Below are 14,941 nucleotides of genomic sequence, written 5' to 3' on the forward strand. Positions count from 1 at the left end.
GCGATGATCTCATTTTGGATAATATTAACCGGTGTTTTGGTTGCTGTTTCAGCAGGTTTGCTGGGTTGCTTTTTGGTTCTTCGCCGAATGAGTATGGTAGGGGATGCCATTAGTCATGCCGTTTTACCCGGAATAGTAATTGCTTTTTTGATTAGTGGGAATAGGGAGCCTTTAACAATATTAATTGGTGCCAGTACACTGGGCCTGGTCACTACCTTTATTATTGAATATCTTCATAAAAAGGCGAAGGTGCAGGGAGATGCGGCCATTGGAGTAACTTATACTTTCTTATTTGCTGTGGGGGTAATTTTGTTGAGCCTTTTTGCCGGACAGGTTGATATTGATCAGGATTGCGTTTTATATGGTGAAATAGCCTATGTGCCTATTGATACATTGATTACTGCATCAGGCATAAATTTGGGTCCAAGACCGATTTACTTATTGGGAGGCTTACTGATTGCCATTGTATTGTTTATTATATTCTTTTATAAACAGCTTTCGCTTACGGCATTTGACCCGGGTTTTGCTTCAGCTATAGGTATTTCGACTGTGCTGTGGCATTATTTATTAATGGGTTTGGTTTCTATTACAACCGTTGTTTCCTTTCAATCCGTGGGTGCAATTCTGATAATCAACTTCTTAATCGGACCTCCTTCTATTGCTTATTTAATAACTAAAAGCTTAAAAAGGATGCTTATTTATACTGTTATTATTGGTATATTGATCGCGTTTTTTGGGTATCAGATAGCAGCCTATCTAGACGTTTCGGTTGCTGGCTGCATGGCGGTTACAACGGGCATTATATTTGCGGTTTGCTTTATCTATACCAGTTATAATTCAAAAATGAAGAAGAAAGATATTGAATTAAATCGGTTGGCACAACCTATTGGAACTGTTTAGATGGAAGAAGATATATTCAGATTTAAACAGTTTAATGTTAATCAGGCGGGTTGTACAATGAAAATAAACACCGACGGTGTTTTATTGGCAGTAAAGGCAAATCAGGATCATCATGTTGGACATATATTAGATATAGGTACAGGTACGGGTGTTATGGCATTGATGCTTGCTCAGCGTTATCCGGATGCTTATGTTGAATCAATTGATATTGATGAGGGTGCAGTGTTTTGTGCGGAAGAGAACTTTAAGAATTCGCCTTTTGCCAGCCGCTTGGCAGTACACCATATTGGAATTGAAGATTACCAAACTACGGTTTCCTATGATCTGATAGTTTCTAACCCACCTTTCTTTATTAATTCATTAAAGAATCCTGATAAAAGAAAAAGTTTGTCGAGGCATGGGTCCACCAAGTTTTATAAGTTTTTATTTAATAAGTGCAGTGCTCTGCTGAGTGCTGATGGTTCTTTCCAGATTATCTGGCCGATGGAGATCAGGGATCAAACGTTAAGTCTGAGTTTATCTGCACATCTTTATTTAAACAATGAGGTTTATATCAGCTCTTTTCCTGATTCAGCTCCTTTTCGGGTAATCTCCACTTTTAAAAAGAGACCACCAGATTCGTATGTAAGTAAGAATTTCAATATTTATAAAGAGGAGAAAGTTTATTCTGAACAGTATAAGGAACTGTTAAAGCCTTTTTTTATTAACTATTGATTTCCGGATTAGGTTATGAAAAAGATTGGATTGCTTTCGGATACACATAGTTATTTAGATAAGGCAATTTTTAAGCATTTTGAATCTTGTGATGAAATATGGCATGCAGGCGATTTTGGTAATATCGAACTTGTAGATGCTTTAGCTGCTTTTAAACCTTTGCGAGGAGTGTTTGGTAATATTGATGGCCAGGAAGTACGAGCAGTATTTCCTGAACAGAATAGATTTGCATGTGAGGATGTTGATGTATATATGATACATATTGGAGGCTACCCGAAGCGTTATCAACCCATTGTGAAAAATATAATGCAGGTAAATCCTCCTAAGTTGTTTATATCCGGGCATTCACACATATTAAAAGTAATGTATGACAACGAATATGCTTGTCTGCATCTGAACCCCGGAGCCGCTGGTAAACATGGCTGGCAGAAAGTAAGAACTCTTTTACGGTTTACGATTGATGGGGATTCTATTCAGAATATGGAATTAATTGAGTTAGGACCGAGGTAATTATAAGCTTTCCCTTACGTCTGTTAAAAAGGCTTTGATTTTTTCTAACGAGTTTATAATGCTTTGATTATCCTGAATTTCTTTTTTATTGGTTTTCATATAATCACGCGCACCTTGTAAGGTATAGCCCTTGTCTTTTACTAAGGAAAAGATAGTTTTTAGGTTGTCAATATCTTCCGGGCGGAAATAGCGATTCCCCTTTTTATTCTTTTTGGGTTTAAGGATGTCAAACTCACGTTCATAAAATCTGATTTGAGAAGCATTTACATCAAACATTTTTGTTACTTCTCCCATACTGTAATACAATTTTTCGATATTGGGTTCTTTGTATGGCATATTTATAATATTGATTAATTAGTAGAGCTAGTACAAAGCTACTTTATTGATGATTAATATCCTATTTTTTATCTAATTAGGGATAAACGATTAACTTTGCAAATTATAGCAATCACATGACGAGTAAAGAAATTAGACAAGCCTTTTTAGATTTTTTTGAATCAAGACAACATCAGATAGTCCCTTCAGCACCAATCGTTATAAAAAATGATCCTACCTTGTTATTTACCAATGCAGGAATGAATCAATTTAAGGATTATTTCTTGGGTAATAGCATACCTGAATTTAAAAGGGTGGTTGATACTCAGAAATGTTTGCGCGTTAGTGGTAAGCATAATGATCTTGAAGAGGTTGGTGTGGATACGTATCATCATACGATGTTTGAGATGCTGGGAAACTGGAGCTTTGGCGACTATTTTAAAAAGGAAGCCATTGAATGGAGCTGGTTATTGCTTACGGAGGTTTTTAAGATTGATGCAGATAAGATTTATGTAACTGTATTTGAGGGTGATGAAAAAGAGGGATTGCCCTTTGATCAGGAAGCTTATGATGAATGGTTGAAATGGATAGCTAAGGATCGGATCTTAAGAGGAAATAAGAAAGATAATTTCTGGGAAATGGGAGATACGGGCCCTTGCGGACCTTGTAGTGAGATTCATGTTGATTGCCGTTCAGAATCAGAGAGGAAGAATGTTGATGGAAAGGATCTTGTCAATGCGGATCATCCTCAGGTAATTGAGATTTGGAATAACGTGTTTATGGAATACAACCGCCTGAAAGATGGTTCTTTACAGGTATTGCCAGCAAAGCATGTGGATACAGGAATGGGTTTTGAGAGGCTGGTAAGAGTATTGCAGAATAAACAAAGTAATTATGATACAGACGTTTTTACTGGTACTATTCAAGAGATTGAGAAAATAGCCGGTAAAAAATATGATGGAAGTGATAGCAAAGAGGCTGTAGCTTTTCGGGTTCTATCCGATCATATTCGTGCGGTAGCGTTTGCGATTGCAGATGGACAATTACCATCAAATACCGGAGCCGGATATGTTATACGTAGAATATTACGCAGGGCAGTTCGCTATTATTACTCTTATTTGCATGTAGAGGAAGCTTTGTTGCATAAATTAATTCCGGTTCTTTCTTCTCAGTTTGAATCTGTTTTTCCAGAATTAAACCTGCAAATGGATTTTGTGTCGAAGGTAATAAAAGAAGAGGAAGAGTCATTTTTGAAAACCCTGGAAAAGGGATTGAAAAAAATGGATGACATTGTACGGAATCCTGAGGAAAACCGGGTTATAGTTGGTAAGAATGCTTTTGAACTATACGATACTTTTGGGTTTCCGATTGATTTGATCCGTTTGATTGCCAGTGAGAATAACTTTACAGTAGATGAGGCAGGCTTTGAAGCAGAAATGCATAAGCAGAAGAATAGGAGTAGAGTTGCTACGACTGTGGATACGGAAGATTGGAAGGTTTTATCGGCTAAGGATGGGTCTGACTTTGTAGGTTATCATGATTTGCTGATTGAAACAAGGGTATCTCGCTATCGGAAAATAAAGAATAAAGATAAAGTACAGTATCAGGTAGTTCTGGAATCAACTCCGTTTTATGCAGAGAGTGGTGGTCAGGTAGGAGATACGGGTGTTTTATCTTTTGGTGAAGAAGATATTTATGTAACAAATACTAAAAAGGAGAATGAATTAATTATTCATTTTGTTGATAAGCTACCGGTCGATATTGCAGAAGCTGTTATTGCTAAAGTTGATTTCGAGAAGCGCCTGAACACAAGTTATAATCACAGTGCTACACATCTTTTGCAGGCTGCGTTAAAGCGTGTTCTTGGTCAGCATGTGGCTCAAAAGGGATCGCTTGTCTCTCCTGATATTTTGCGATTTGATTTTGCTCATTTTGCTAAAATGAGTGAGGATGAGATTCGTGAGGTTGAGATCATAGTAAATGAAGAGATACGTAAAAATATCGTTGTTGATATCACTGAAATGCCGAAAGAAGAAGCCTTGGAGTTAGGAGCAATGGCGCTTTTTGGTGAGAAATATGGTAATCAAGTGCGGGTGGTTACAATGGACCCAGACTTTTCAATTGAGCTTTGTGGAGGTACTCATGTTCCTCAAACAGGGATGATTGGCTTATTTGTAATTACGTCAGAATCAGCTGTGGCTTCTGGCGTGCGGCGTATTGAAGCGTTGACAGGTTCAGCAGCTTTGCGTTATTATGGAGAGAAAATACAGCAGAGTAAGCAGATTTCAGATTTATTAAAGGGTAATAATCCGATAAAGGCATTGGAAGATTTAATTACAGAGAATGCCAAGTTAAAAAAGGAACTTGAGAAGAATTTGGTTGAAAAGACTCGAAGTCTTAAGGCAGAGCTTTTAAATAAAATAGAATCGGTTAATGGTGTGAATTTTATCGGACAGAAGGTTGATTTGCCCAATGCAGATGCTTTAAAAACACTTGCTTTTTCATTAAGAGACTCCGTTGATAATTTGTTCTTAATATTGGCTGCCGATTTTGAAGGTAAGCCTAATTTAAGCGTTATGATCTCTGATAATTTAATAAAGGACAGGAATTATAATGCCGGTAATATTGTTCGTGACTTGGCTAAATCCATTCAAGGGGGTGGCGGCGGCCAGGCATTTTTTGCAACTGCGGGTGGTAAAAACAGTGAAGGGTTGCAAGAAGCAATTAATAAAGGACGGACAATTATTCAATAGAAATGATTGTGTTAAATAAAGGAAAGAAAATGAGAAGAATGTTAGTAGGGCTGATAGCCTTATCGTTGTTTGCGTCATGTTCTAATAGTGAACAATTTGTTTTGAATGGCAAGGTTGAGAATGCCGGAGACCTTAAAAAGGTGTTGCTATACGAAGGAGATAATATAGTAGACTCAGCCTTCCTTAATGAAGATGATAATTTTCGGTTTAAAAGGACTGCATTGGAGGCCAAGCCTTATACACTTGTTGTTGCGAACAGACCTTATATGTTAGTGTTGATGAACGGCGACAATGTAGACTTCAGTACTGATTTGAATAAGAATGAAGATCAATACACTGTTAAAGGTTCTGAAATATCTGCCAAATTGCAGAAATTGAGTACCATACGTGCAGCCTTTCAGAAAAGTCAGAGTGAGATTCAGGCAGAATTCGAAAAAAGAATCTTAACAGAAGATGAAGCAGCAGTGCAAAATGAATTGATGGCTAAGAATGACCTGATTATTAAGGAGAATTCAAAGCAGACTTTCAAGTTTGCTCAAGATAATCGGGATAATCTGGCTGGATTCTATGCGATGTTATCCTTGTTTTCTTTGGATCCAATAGCCTATGAGAAGGAGTTAATAAGTTATGCAGATGAAGCACGTGTTAAGTTTCCTGATAATTCGGCTGTACAATCGTTTGCGAATCATATGGCAGAATTAAAGCCTGTAAGCATTGGACAAAAGGCTCCTGATTTTGAATCATTATCAACTACCGGAAAGAAGATCAAACTATCTGATTTTAGAGGTAAGTATGTTTTGTTAGATTTTTGGGCGTCGTGGTGTGCTCCTTGCCGGGAAGAGAATCCGAATATCGTAAAACAGTATAATACATTTAAAGATAAGGGGTTTACTGTTCTTGGTGTTTCTCTGGATGATAATCAGTCGGCTTGGTTAAAGGCAATAAAAGATGACCAACTGGATTGGTCTCAGGTTTCAGAGTTAAAAAGATGGGACAGTGAAACCGGCCAGTTGTATAAAATAACAGCGATCCCTGCTTCCTTTCTGATTGACCCGGATGGGGTAATTATCGGGAAGAATTTACATGGTTCTGATTTGGAAAATGCCTTGAAAGAAAGACTTCAATAAATTAAATCTGTAGTTAACGTAATCATTAACAATTTGTTAATATTGTGGTAATGATATGGTTTTAATTAATTCATACATTCGTCTAAAATATAAAGAATGAATACTTCGAAAAATAATATTTTAGTTGTTGATGATGAACCGGATATTCGCGAGCTTATTGAATACAATTTAAAGAAGGAAGGCTATCGTGTTGCAACAGCTGCCAATGGCAAGCAAGCGATTGTTCAGGCCAAACGCGAGATTCCTGATCTCATTATTTTAGATATCATGATGCCTGAAATGGATGGTATCGAAGCGTGTCGTTTAATGCGTACGATGCCTGAATTTAAGAATACCTTTATGGTGTTTTTAACAGCAAGAAGCGAGGAGTATTCAGAAATTGCAGGTTTTAATGTTGGTGCCGACGACTATATTGCCAAACCTATAAAACCCCGTGTATTAGTAAGCCGGATAAATGCTATTTTAAGACGTAACATTCAACAAGAGGAACCTATATTGAATAAGTTGGAAGTGGCTGACTTAGTTATAGATCGTGATGCCTTTATGGTCTTTAGAGACGAAGAAAGGATTACATTGGCTAAAAAGGAATTTGAGCTGCTCTATTTATTGGCATCAAAGCCAGGCAAGGTATTTACACGGGATGTTATTCTGAAAAGTATTTGGGAAGACTCTGTGGTAGTTACAAATAGGACGATCGATGTTCATATTCGTAAGCTTCGGGAAAAAGTGGGAGGTAATTATGTATCTACCGTAAAAGGAGTGGGTTACAAATTTGAGATAGTATAATTTACCCATTTATCAGATTTTGACATATTTATATGCCAAACTTTCTAACTCTTCTAAATCAAAAGGTTTTCTAAGATAATCATCGGCTCCGGCTTCTTCTGCTAATTGGGGTAGGTTGCTGTTTGCTGAAAAAATAATTACTGGAATACTCCTGAGATCCGGATTTGCTTTTAATTGTTGAGTTGCCTTTACTCCTCCAATATCAGGAATCCAATTGTCTATTAAAATAATATCTGGTTGTGACGCTTCAACTTGAGAAATAATATCATTGCAATGGTTTGAAGATATCACAGTAAACCCTAGATTTTCGAATACATAGGTACAGAAAAATAAGATATCTGAGTCGTCATCAAGAATTAGTATTTTATGCGCCATATTTATCAGTTGATGGAGGTTTATGTAGCACAAAAGTGAGTCCAAATTTAATAAAAAGAGATTATGTAAGATAAATTCTTTTTATAATACTGATAGATAGCTTGTTATGCGTTTTATTATTATAGTTGTAAATTGGAAATAGATTTGCTTTCGGACTTTTGTATTTCTTTGCCTACATTTTCTTAATCAGTTATTCTTATTGTACTTTTGTTGCAATGGATAAATCAAAATCACAAACCAAGTTTATAAAATTTAGCGACCTTATCATTTTTGAGAATGACAATCTTATTGTGATTAACAAACCACCTTTAGTTTCATCATTAGATGATCGGGAAGGTGGAGATATGAATATACTTCGAATGGCAAAAAAGTATAATGAGGAGACTCAGATTTGTCATCGATTAGATAGGGAAACATCGGGAGTAATGCTAATTGCTAAGAATCCTGAAACTTATCGTTTGGTGTCGATAGAGTTTGAACATAGGAGGGTAGATAAAAAATATCATGCCCTAATTGAAGGTGTGCATAAGTTTGATAATTTGAAAGTTGATTTACCCATTCTTAACCAGGGAAACAAGAATGTAAATATTGATCGTATAAATGGTAAAAATGCAATCACTTATTTTAATTCTATTCGCTATTTTAATCATTTTACGTTGGTCGAGTGTAAACCTATTACCGGAAGGATGCATCAGATCAGGATTCATTTAGCTACTCAACGTGCTTCTATTGTAGGAGATAATCTGTATAAAGGTAAGCCAGTTTATTTATCTCAATTAAAACGTGGATACAGTCTGGGAAAAGGACAAGAGGAATTGCCGATTATGAAGCGTTTTGCGTTGCATGCAAGATCGGTTAGTTTTACTATAGATGGGTCTTTGTTTGAATTTGAGGCTCCTTACCCGAAAGATTTTTCAACTTTAATTAAACAATTAGAGAAGTTTGATTCATAATTAAAAACCAAACCTCTCTAATTAATTATTAATAGCCTAGTATTTTTAATACCTGTTTACTGTTTTGTTCTTCACCGAAGACTTCGAAGTTGAAAGTTTCGTCTCTATTTCTTCTTATGATAACGTGTTTAGGAGAAGGCAATAGGCAATGATGTATACCGCCATAACCACTTAATACTTCTTGATATGCACCGGTATGAAAGAAGCCGAGGTATTGGACTTTCCTTGTTTTTGGCATAAACACGTTATTCATATGCGCCTCAGAATTATAATAATCCTGACCATCGCAGGTTATTCCTCCTAAGTTCACTTTTTCGTATTCAAAATCCCAATTGTTGACTGGAAGAAGGATGTATTTTTGGTTTAAAGCCCAAACGTCGGGTAGGTTTGTTATGAATGAACCATCAAGCATTAACCAACGCTCACGATCATTTTGTTGCTTTCTTCCGATTACTTTGTAAAGTATTCCTGAGGCTTCAGCAACGGTATACTTGCCGAATTCTGTAATGATATCTGGCTCCATAACTTCATGAAGTGCACAGATTTCTTTGATTCTATTAACGATTTCATTGACCATATATTCATAATCGAAATTATGTACCAATGAATCCTTAAATGGCATACCGCCTCCGATATCCAATGTGTCAAGATCTGGATTGATTTTTTTGAATTTACAATACAGAGTAACGTATTTCTCCAATTCCGTCCAATAATAAGGAGTATCAGATATACCTGAGTTTATAAAAAAATGTAGGAGTTTAACCCGGAAATTGGGATTTGGAACAATCTTGTTGTTATAGTAGTCAATGATGTCCTCCATTCTGATTCCTAATCTGGAAGTGTAGAATTGAGAATCAGGTTGCTCTTCTGCTGCAATACGGATACCTAAATTGCAGGGAGTGTCTAATTCTACCTCATCATCGAAAAGGTTGAATTCTTCCTTGTTATCAAGCACCGGAATGATATTTTTGAAGCCATCATGGAGCATGTCAATAATGTATTGCTTGTATTGATATGTTTTGAATCCATTACAGATCACGGTTATATCTTTATTTACAATACCCTTCTTTTCAAGAGCATCAATTACAGGCATATCAAAAGCAGATGATGTTTCTAAGTGAATATCATTTTTTAATGCTTCTTCGACAATATGTCTGAAATGGGAACTCTTGGTACAGTAGCAGTACTTATATGATCCCCTATAATTATTTTTTAAGATAGCGGTCTGAAATAGAATTTTAGCCTGTTGTATTTTTTTACTAATAATAGGCAAATAGGTAAAACGTAGGGGAGTACCATACGTTTCGATCATTTCCATTAGATTGATATCGTGGAAATAAAGTTCATCGTCTATGACTTCGAATCCGTCTTGTGGAAAACCAACACTTAAGTCAAGAAATTCCTGATAGGTCTGCATTATTTTTCTAATTTTGGCAAAGATATGCTTTCGCAATGAGATGTTGAACATAAGTAATCAAATTTTGTTCCATCTTTAAATTGTGGTTTTAATTTGTGTATTGAAATGAGAGAGATTCAATTAATTGAAGTGAAATCTGAGCTAGGAGCTGGTACCCGCGGTGCGAGTATGGGTGTTGATGCGATAAAGATTGCTGCGTTAGATTTTGGGAGTCGTTTCTTTAAACAATATCCATCCATTGAGGTTCAGCACGAGAATCATTTACTATTTGAATCTTCCGGAAGCCCTTATGCTAAACGCATATCAGGTGTACTTACTGTTTGTGAACGTGTTGCAGATGAGGTTCATAAAACTTTTGACCTTGAGAAGTTTCCGGTTATATTATCGGGTGATCATAGTTCAGCAATTGGTACCATAGCGGGTATTCGTAAAGCTTATCCAAAAAAGAGGTTAGGGGTAATATGGATTGATGCTCATGCAGATATTCATTCTCCTTATACAAGTCCTTCGGGAAATGTTCACGGGATGTCTGTTTCAGCATCATTAGATGAGGATAATATAACACAGAAAGTTAACCAACCGGATCAGGAAACTCTAAATTATTGGTTTCAGTTGAAAAATGTCGGTGCCATGGCTCCGAAAATATTGTCAAAAGATCTTGTGTATATAGGCGTTCGGGATATTGAATCACCTGAATCATATCTTTTAAATAAGAATAAGATTAAAAATGTATCGGTGTCTAGTTTTCGAAAGCTAGGTGTTGAAAGGGTTCTGAATGATATTATGAATCACTTGGATCAGTGCGATCTGATTTATGTGTCTTTTGATGTAGATTGTATGGATCCCTCTATATCCAGGGGTACCGGTACGCCCGTTCCTAATGGATTTACTGAAAGAGAGATGGGGAATCTGATCGCTCGTTTATGCGGCTATCCGAAAATCTGCTGTTTCGAAATTGTCGAAGTAAACCCTACCTTAGACACCGAAAATTTAATGGCTGAAAATGCTTTTGAAGTTTTGGTTCGTGCGATAAACGCACTGACCAATGATTAATACGGTTTACAAATTACAATGAATATACAAGATCAAATTATAAAGGCTACTCAGCAAGCTGTAAAAGATTTATATGCAGTGGATCTGTCTGAGGATCAGATAACTTTACAGGAGACCAGGAAAGAGTTTAAAGGGCACTTTACTTTAGTGACTTTTCCTATTATTCGATTTGCCAAAAAATCGCCTGAACAAACTGGTCAAGAAATAGGAGGGTATTTGAAAAGCAAGATTGCATCTATTGTTGACTTTAATATTATTAAAGGTTTTTTGAATATAGAATTAAGCTCCGATTATTGGTTTGATCGGTTGAAGGATGAAATTTCTAATCCGGATTATGGTTTCTTTCCTCAAAATGGAAAGAAATTGATATTGGAATATTCTTCACCTAATACAAATAAGCCTTTGCATTTAGGCCATATCAGGAATAATTTATTGGGTTATTCTGTGGCTGAGATTTTAAAGGCGTACGGTTATGAGGTTATAAAAGCGAATTTGGTGAACGATAGGGGAATCCATATTTGTAAATCAATGCTGTCATGGAAGTTGTTTGGCAATGGAGAAACTCCTGAATCATCTGGTTTAAAAGGAGATCATTTGGTTGGTAAATACTATGTGCGTTTTGATAAAGAGTATAAAAAGGAGATTGAGGGGTTAATTAAAAGCGGGAATACAGAGGAGGAAGCTAAGAAGAATGCTCCATTGATTAAGGAAGCGCAATCTATGTTGCAAAAGTGGGAGGCTCACGATACAGAGGTGGTTGAGCTGTGGCGTATGATGAATGCTTGGGTTTATGCCGGGTTTGCTGAAACCTATAAACAGTTAGGTGTTGACTTTGATAAATATTACTATGAATCGGATACTTATCTATTAGGGAAAGACATAATCCAGGAGGGGCTTGATAGTGGTGTGTTTTTTAAGAAGGAAGATAATTCGGTATGGATTGATTTAACGGATGATGGTTTAGATGAGAAGCTTGTTTTGAGAGGAGATGGAACGTCTGTTTATATTACTCAGGATTTGGGCACTGCTCAGCTTAAGTATGATAATTTTAAAACAGATGAGTCTATTTATGTTGTTGGTAATGAACAGGATTATCATTTTAAAGTGTTGTTTTTAATACTTAAGAAACTAGGAAAACCTTGGGCTAACGGCTTGTTTCATCTATCATACGGCATGGTTGATTTACCATCGGGTAAGATGAAATCTCGTGAAGGAACCGTTGTAGATGCTGATGATTTGATAGAAGAAATGATATCAACAGCAAAGGCACGTACAGAGGAGTTAGGAAAAGTAAGTGATTTTTCTCCTGAAGAGAAAGAAAAGCTCTATTATAATATTGGTTTAGGGGCATTAAAGTATTTTCTATTAAAGGTTGAACCAAAGAAGAGACTGCTATTCGATCCCAATGAATCTATCGATTTTCAAGGGCATACTGGTCCGTTTATTCAATATACCTATGCTCGGATTAATTCTGTCTTAAATAAAGGTTCGTATAATGCGGATGCGCTGATAGATAAACCAGCGGTATTAAAGGAATCAGAACTGGATCTTATTCAACTGTTGGATCGATTTCCTGAGAAAATTGAAGCTTCGGCTAAAGAATTCAGTCCGGCTCAACTGGCCAATTATATTTACGACCTCTCCAAGCTTTACAATAAATTCTATCATGAGGAAAGTATTTTAAAAGCAGAGGATGAACGTGTTAAGAACTTCAGATTAAAGCTATCAAAGGTAACTGCACGAACCATTGCTAAAGGAATGAAGCTATTGGGTATCGATGTTCCAGAGAGAATGTAGAATTAAGGGGTTCTATTATTCATAATCGTAGAACCCCTGTTTAGTTTTCTTTCCTAACATACCAGCATTTACCATATTGACTAAGAGGGGACAAGGAGCGTATTTAGGATTTCCGAAACCCTTTTGGAGGACTTTAAGGATCGCCAAACAAACATCCAGACCTATAAAATCTGCCAATTGAAGCGGCCCCATTGGGTGAGCCATACCTAATTTCATTACCTGGTCTATTTCTTCTTTGCCGGCAACTCCTTCATATAAGGCATAAATCGCTTCGTTAATCATAGGCATCAGTATTCTATTTGCAATGAATCCTGGGTAATCATTTACCTCAACGGGGTTTTTACCTAAGTTTCTAGACAATTCCATGATTGTTTGAGTAGTTTCGTTGCTGGTGCTGTATCCCCTAATAACTTCAACTAATAACATGATTGGAACTGGATTCATAAAATGCATTCCGATAATTCTATCCGGGCGATTCGTTACCGATGCCAGTTTTGTAATTGAAATCGAAGATGTATTTGAGGCTAGGATTGCCGCTTGTTTACACCATTGATCCAGTTCTTTAAATATGGACAGTTTTGTGCCTCTATTCTCAGTTGCTGCTTCTATTACCAAATCTGCATTCCATATTGCTTCTTTAAGATTAGTGAAAGTTCGGATGTTTTTAAGTGTCTGCTCTTTTATAGCAAGGCTAATGGTTCCTTTATTTAACTGTCGGTCGAGGTTAGTATTGATAGTTTTCTTTGCATTAGTTATTGCTCGTTGATTTATATCTACCAATGATACTTGAAAGTTATTTTGTGCAAATGTATGGGCAATACCATTACCCATAGTTCCAGATCCAATAATTGCAATGTTTTTCATATTGATTTAGATATTATTCTCTTATGTAATTAAAAAACGGCCCACTACAGGAAAATGGGCCGCTAATTGGCTCCGTACCAAAGAGCCTACAGTAGCTAACCTGAAGAAAGGAAGGGGTTAGTCTACTGTATAGATCTTAAATTATCTTTTCTTTAAATCAATTAATTTCTTCTGCATATCAAGCATCAAATTTGATATATCATCAATGGTAGGCCCATTTTGGGCTTCAGGGAACTGCGTACTAAGATATGCTTTAGCCTGCCATATTTCAAGGACATCGTCTAATTCAATCCAATAGGGAGGATAATTTTTATTATCAGAATGAACTCTTAGTCCTTTCTCGTTATTGGCTTTATTACCCAGACGTTTATAAACTATCCCTTCAGATTTAGATACAACAACATAAGTTTTACCCACTTTAATGTCATTCCAATGTTCTACGTATTCGGCAATAACAATTGTTCCTGTGTCTAATGGTAGCATCGAATCTCCTTTAAGTTCAAAGGCACGAAAAGTTCCGTCCTTAAAAAGAGGCAGACTGAAGCGAGGTAATTCTTTAACAAACTCAGGGTCGGCATACCCGTTTAGGTAGCCTGCACTTGCCTTCTGCGGCACTAACTCTATGTTTTCTTTATTTTTTTTGTCGACGGTGATACTTAAAATCCGTAAAGAAGAACTGTCTCTGACTGTTCTTGGTTTCCAATCATCATTAATTACATCCTGTGCAAGTTCATCCATACTAAGATTAAAAAATGTTGCCATTTTTTTTAGCAGGTCGTATTTGGGCTCTGCTCTATATTCTTCATACGCTCCAACAAGAGAACGTTTTATTTCCATTAAATCAGCGAATTTTTGTTGAGTTAAGCCTTTTTTCCTACGCAAGTACCTTAAGTTTGGTGCAATATTCGACATTTTTAAAATAATTTTGTTTTTACTAAAATAGTTAGTATCATTGTGCCATTAAAGTTAGTAATTAATATCTAATTCGCCAAATATTAGTCAATAATTAAGCTATGAAACAGTTCATTTATATTTTAACAGATAGTAATCGTAAGAATCTTCATGTTGGTTTGACCCATGATTTAGCCTATACTATGAACTATTATAAGGAGATGCATTCATTGTTTTTTGATGGCAATAAGAAAGTTTCCAGGTTGGTTTATTTTGAAGAACTTGGATCTTTAGAATTGGCGCTCAAAAGATTTAAAGAAGTAAGCATATTTACACGAATTCAAAAGGAGAAACTAATCAGGCTTAATAATAACAATTGGAATGACTTGAGTATTCAGCCTTATGCTACGGTAAGTTTCAAAAATGGTTTACAACAATACGAAAGACTGGTTACTGCCTCTTAAGTTTAGGACAGAACCAGCCTCT

Annotated in this window: 15 protein-coding genes; 10 read left to right on the forward strand and 5 right to left on the reverse strand. The window is 36.2% G+C overall.

The genetic code is table 11. The features are described 5' to 3' along the window. Positions 1 to 3 precede the first annotated feature (3 nt). Genes VL047_RS04110 through VL047_RS04120 form a run of 3 tightly spaced genes read left to right on the forward strand, consistent with a single transcriptional unit; the run spans position 4 to position 2,124 of the window. A complete protein-coding gene (locus VL047_RS04110; RefSeq protein WP_325358806.1) occupies positions 4 to 900 on the forward strand; it encodes a metal ABC transporter permease in 897 nt (298 codons plus the stop codon). Beyond that, a complete protein-coding gene (locus tag VL047_RS04115) occupies positions 901 to 1,614 on the forward strand; it encodes a tRNA1(Val) (adenine(37)-N6)-methyltransferase (protein ID WP_325358808.1) in 714 nt (237 codons plus the stop codon). A 15-nt stretch (positions 1,615 to 1,629) separates the two neighbouring features. Continuing rightward, positions 1,630 to 2,124, forward strand: coding sequence for a metallophosphoesterase family protein (locus VL047_RS04120; protein WP_325358810.1), 495 nt, complete (start codon positions 1,630 to 1,632; stop codon positions 2,122 to 2,124). Here the strand turns inward: VL047_RS04120 and VL047_RS04125 are convergent, their stop codons facing one another. After that, positions 2,125 to 2,460 carry a MerR family transcriptional regulator gene (locus VL047_RS04125; protein WP_325358812.1) on the reverse strand — a complete coding sequence of 112 codons (336 nt, stop codon included), beginning with the start codon at positions 2,458 to 2,460 and terminating at the stop codon, positions 2,125 to 2,127. Positions 2,461 to 2,576: 116 nt separating this feature from the next. Between VL047_RS04125 and alaS the strand changes: the two genes are divergently transcribed. From alaS to VL047_RS04140, 3 genes are all read left to right on the forward strand, one after another. Continuing rightward, the gene (alaS, locus tag VL047_RS04130; protein ID WP_325358814.1) at positions 2,577 to 5,192 is read left to right on the forward strand and encodes an alanine--tRNA ligase; all 2,616 of its coding nucleotides are present in this window, start codon (positions 2,577 to 2,579) and stop codon (positions 5,190 to 5,192) included. A 29-nt stretch (positions 5,193 to 5,221) separates the two neighbouring features. Continuing rightward, the gene (locus tag VL047_RS04135) at positions 5,222 to 6,319 is read left to right on the forward strand and encodes a TlpA disulfide reductase family protein (protein WP_325358816.1); all 1,098 of its coding nucleotides are present in this window, start codon (positions 5,222 to 5,224) and stop codon (positions 6,317 to 6,319) included. 96 nt (positions 6,320 to 6,415) lie between these two features. Next, the gene (locus VL047_RS04140; protein WP_325358818.1) at positions 6,416 to 7,105 is read left to right on the forward strand and encodes a response regulator transcription factor; all 690 of its coding nucleotides are present in this window, start codon (positions 6,416 to 6,418) and stop codon (positions 7,103 to 7,105) included. Between the two features lie 12 nt (positions 7,106 to 7,117). Here VL047_RS04140 and VL047_RS04145 read toward each other — a convergent pair whose 3' ends face one another. Further along, on the reverse strand, positions 7,118 to 7,480 hold the full coding sequence (locus VL047_RS04145; protein WP_325358820.1) for a response regulator: 363 nt from the start codon (positions 7,478 to 7,480) through the stop codon (positions 7,118 to 7,120). Between the two features lie 215 nt (positions 7,481 to 7,695). Here VL047_RS04145 and VL047_RS04150 point away from each other — a divergent pair, with 215 nt between their 5' ends. Continuing rightward, entirely contained in the window at positions 7,696 to 8,433 is a 738-nt protein-coding gene (locus VL047_RS04150) for an RluA family pseudouridine synthase (protein ID WP_325358822.1), read from the forward strand. A 28-nt stretch (positions 8,434 to 8,461) separates the two neighbouring features. Here the strand turns inward: VL047_RS04150 and VL047_RS04155 are convergent, their stop codons facing one another. Further along, the gene (locus tag VL047_RS04155; RefSeq protein WP_325358824.1) at positions 8,462 to 9,850 is read right to left on the reverse strand and encodes an arginine decarboxylase; all 1,389 of its coding nucleotides are present in this window, start codon (positions 9,848 to 9,850) and stop codon (positions 8,462 to 8,464) included. A gap of 105 nt (positions 9,851 to 9,955) precedes the next feature. Here VL047_RS04155 and rocF point away from each other — a divergent pair, with 105 nt between their 5' ends. Together rocF and argS are read left to right on the forward strand one after the other, a co-directional pair. Next, the gene (gene rocF, locus VL047_RS04160) at positions 9,956 to 10,903 is read left to right on the forward strand and encodes an arginase (protein ID WP_325358826.1); all 948 of its coding nucleotides are present in this window, start codon (positions 9,956 to 9,958) and stop codon (positions 10,901 to 10,903) included. 18 nt (positions 10,904 to 10,921) lie between these two features. Further along, positions 10,922 to 12,700: an arginine--tRNA ligase gene (gene argS, locus VL047_RS04165; protein ID WP_325358828.1), complete on the forward strand. Its 1,779-nt coding sequence runs from the start codon at positions 10,922 to 10,924 to the stop codon at positions 12,698 to 12,700. 15 nt (positions 12,701 to 12,715) lie between these two features. Here the strand turns inward: argS and VL047_RS04170 are convergent, their stop codons facing one another. Both VL047_RS04170 and VL047_RS04175 read right to left on the reverse strand, forming a co-directional pair. Next, a complete protein-coding gene (locus tag VL047_RS04170; protein WP_349255175.1) occupies positions 12,716 to 13,570 on the reverse strand; it encodes a 3-hydroxybutyryl-CoA dehydrogenase in 855 nt (284 codons plus the stop codon). A 135-nt stretch (positions 13,571 to 13,705) separates the two neighbouring features. Further along, positions 13,706 to 14,476, reverse strand: coding sequence for an XRE family transcriptional regulator (locus VL047_RS04175; protein WP_325358831.1), 771 nt, complete (start codon positions 14,474 to 14,476; stop codon positions 13,706 to 13,708). A 101-nt stretch (positions 14,477 to 14,577) separates the two neighbouring features. On the opposite strand from VL047_RS04175, the gene VL047_RS04180 reads away from it, so the two are divergent. Then, entirely contained in the window at positions 14,578 to 14,919 is a 342-nt protein-coding gene (locus VL047_RS04180) for a GIY-YIG nuclease family protein (RefSeq protein WP_325358833.1), read from the forward strand. Positions 14,920 to 14,941 lie beyond the last annotated feature (22 nt).

The sequence above is a fragment of the Albibacterium sp. genome, assembly GCF_035514885.1.
Taxonomy (GTDB): domain Bacteria; phylum Bacteroidota; class Bacteroidia; order Sphingobacteriales; family Sphingobacteriaceae; genus Albibacterium.

Coding starts and splice junctions, on each gene's coding strand:
- VL047_RS04110 (WP_325358806.1), top strand. CDS start 4: ATGATCTCATTTTGGATAATATTAACCGGTGTTTTGGTTGCTGTTTCA.
- VL047_RS04115 (WP_325358808.1), top strand. CDS start 901: ATGGAAGAAGATATATTCAGATTTAAACAGTTTAATGTTAATCAGGCG.
- VL047_RS04120 (WP_325358810.1), top strand. CDS start 1,630: ATGAAAAAGATTGGATTGCTTTCGGATACACATAGTTATTTAGATAAG.
- VL047_RS04125 (WP_325358812.1), bottom strand. CDS start 2,460: ATGCCATACAAAGAACCCAATATCGAAAAATTGTATTACAGTATGGGA.
- alaS (WP_325358814.1), top strand. CDS start 2,577: ATGACGAGTAAAGAAATTAGACAAGCCTTTTTAGATTTTTTTGAATCA.
- VL047_RS04135 (WP_325358816.1), top strand. CDS start 5,222: ATGAGAAGAATGTTAGTAGGGCTGATAGCCTTATCGTTGTTTGCGTCA.
- VL047_RS04140 (WP_325358818.1), top strand. CDS start 6,416: ATGAATACTTCGAAAAATAATATTTTAGTTGTTGATGATGAACCGGAT.
- VL047_RS04145 (WP_325358820.1), bottom strand. CDS start 7,480: ATGGCGCATAAAATACTAATTCTTGATGACGACTCAGATATCTTATTT.
- VL047_RS04150 (WP_325358822.1), top strand. CDS start 7,696: ATGGATAAATCAAAATCACAAACCAAGTTTATAAAATTTAGCGACCTT.
- VL047_RS04155 (WP_325358824.1), bottom strand. CDS start 9,850: ATGCAGACCTATCAGGAATTTCTTGACTTAAGTGTTGGTTTTCCACAA.
- rocF (WP_325358826.1), top strand. CDS start 9,956: ATGAGAGAGATTCAATTAATTGAAGTGAAATCTGAGCTAGGAGCTGGT.
- argS (WP_325358828.1), top strand. CDS start 10,922: ATGAATATACAAGATCAAATTATAAAGGCTACTCAGCAAGCTGTAAAA.
- VL047_RS04175 (WP_325358831.1), bottom strand. CDS start 14,476: ATGTCGAATATTGCACCAAACTTAAGGTACTTGCGTAGGAAAAAAGGC.
- VL047_RS04180 (WP_325358833.1), top strand. CDS start 14,578: ATGAAACAGTTCATTTATATTTTAACAGATAGTAATCGTAAGAATCTT.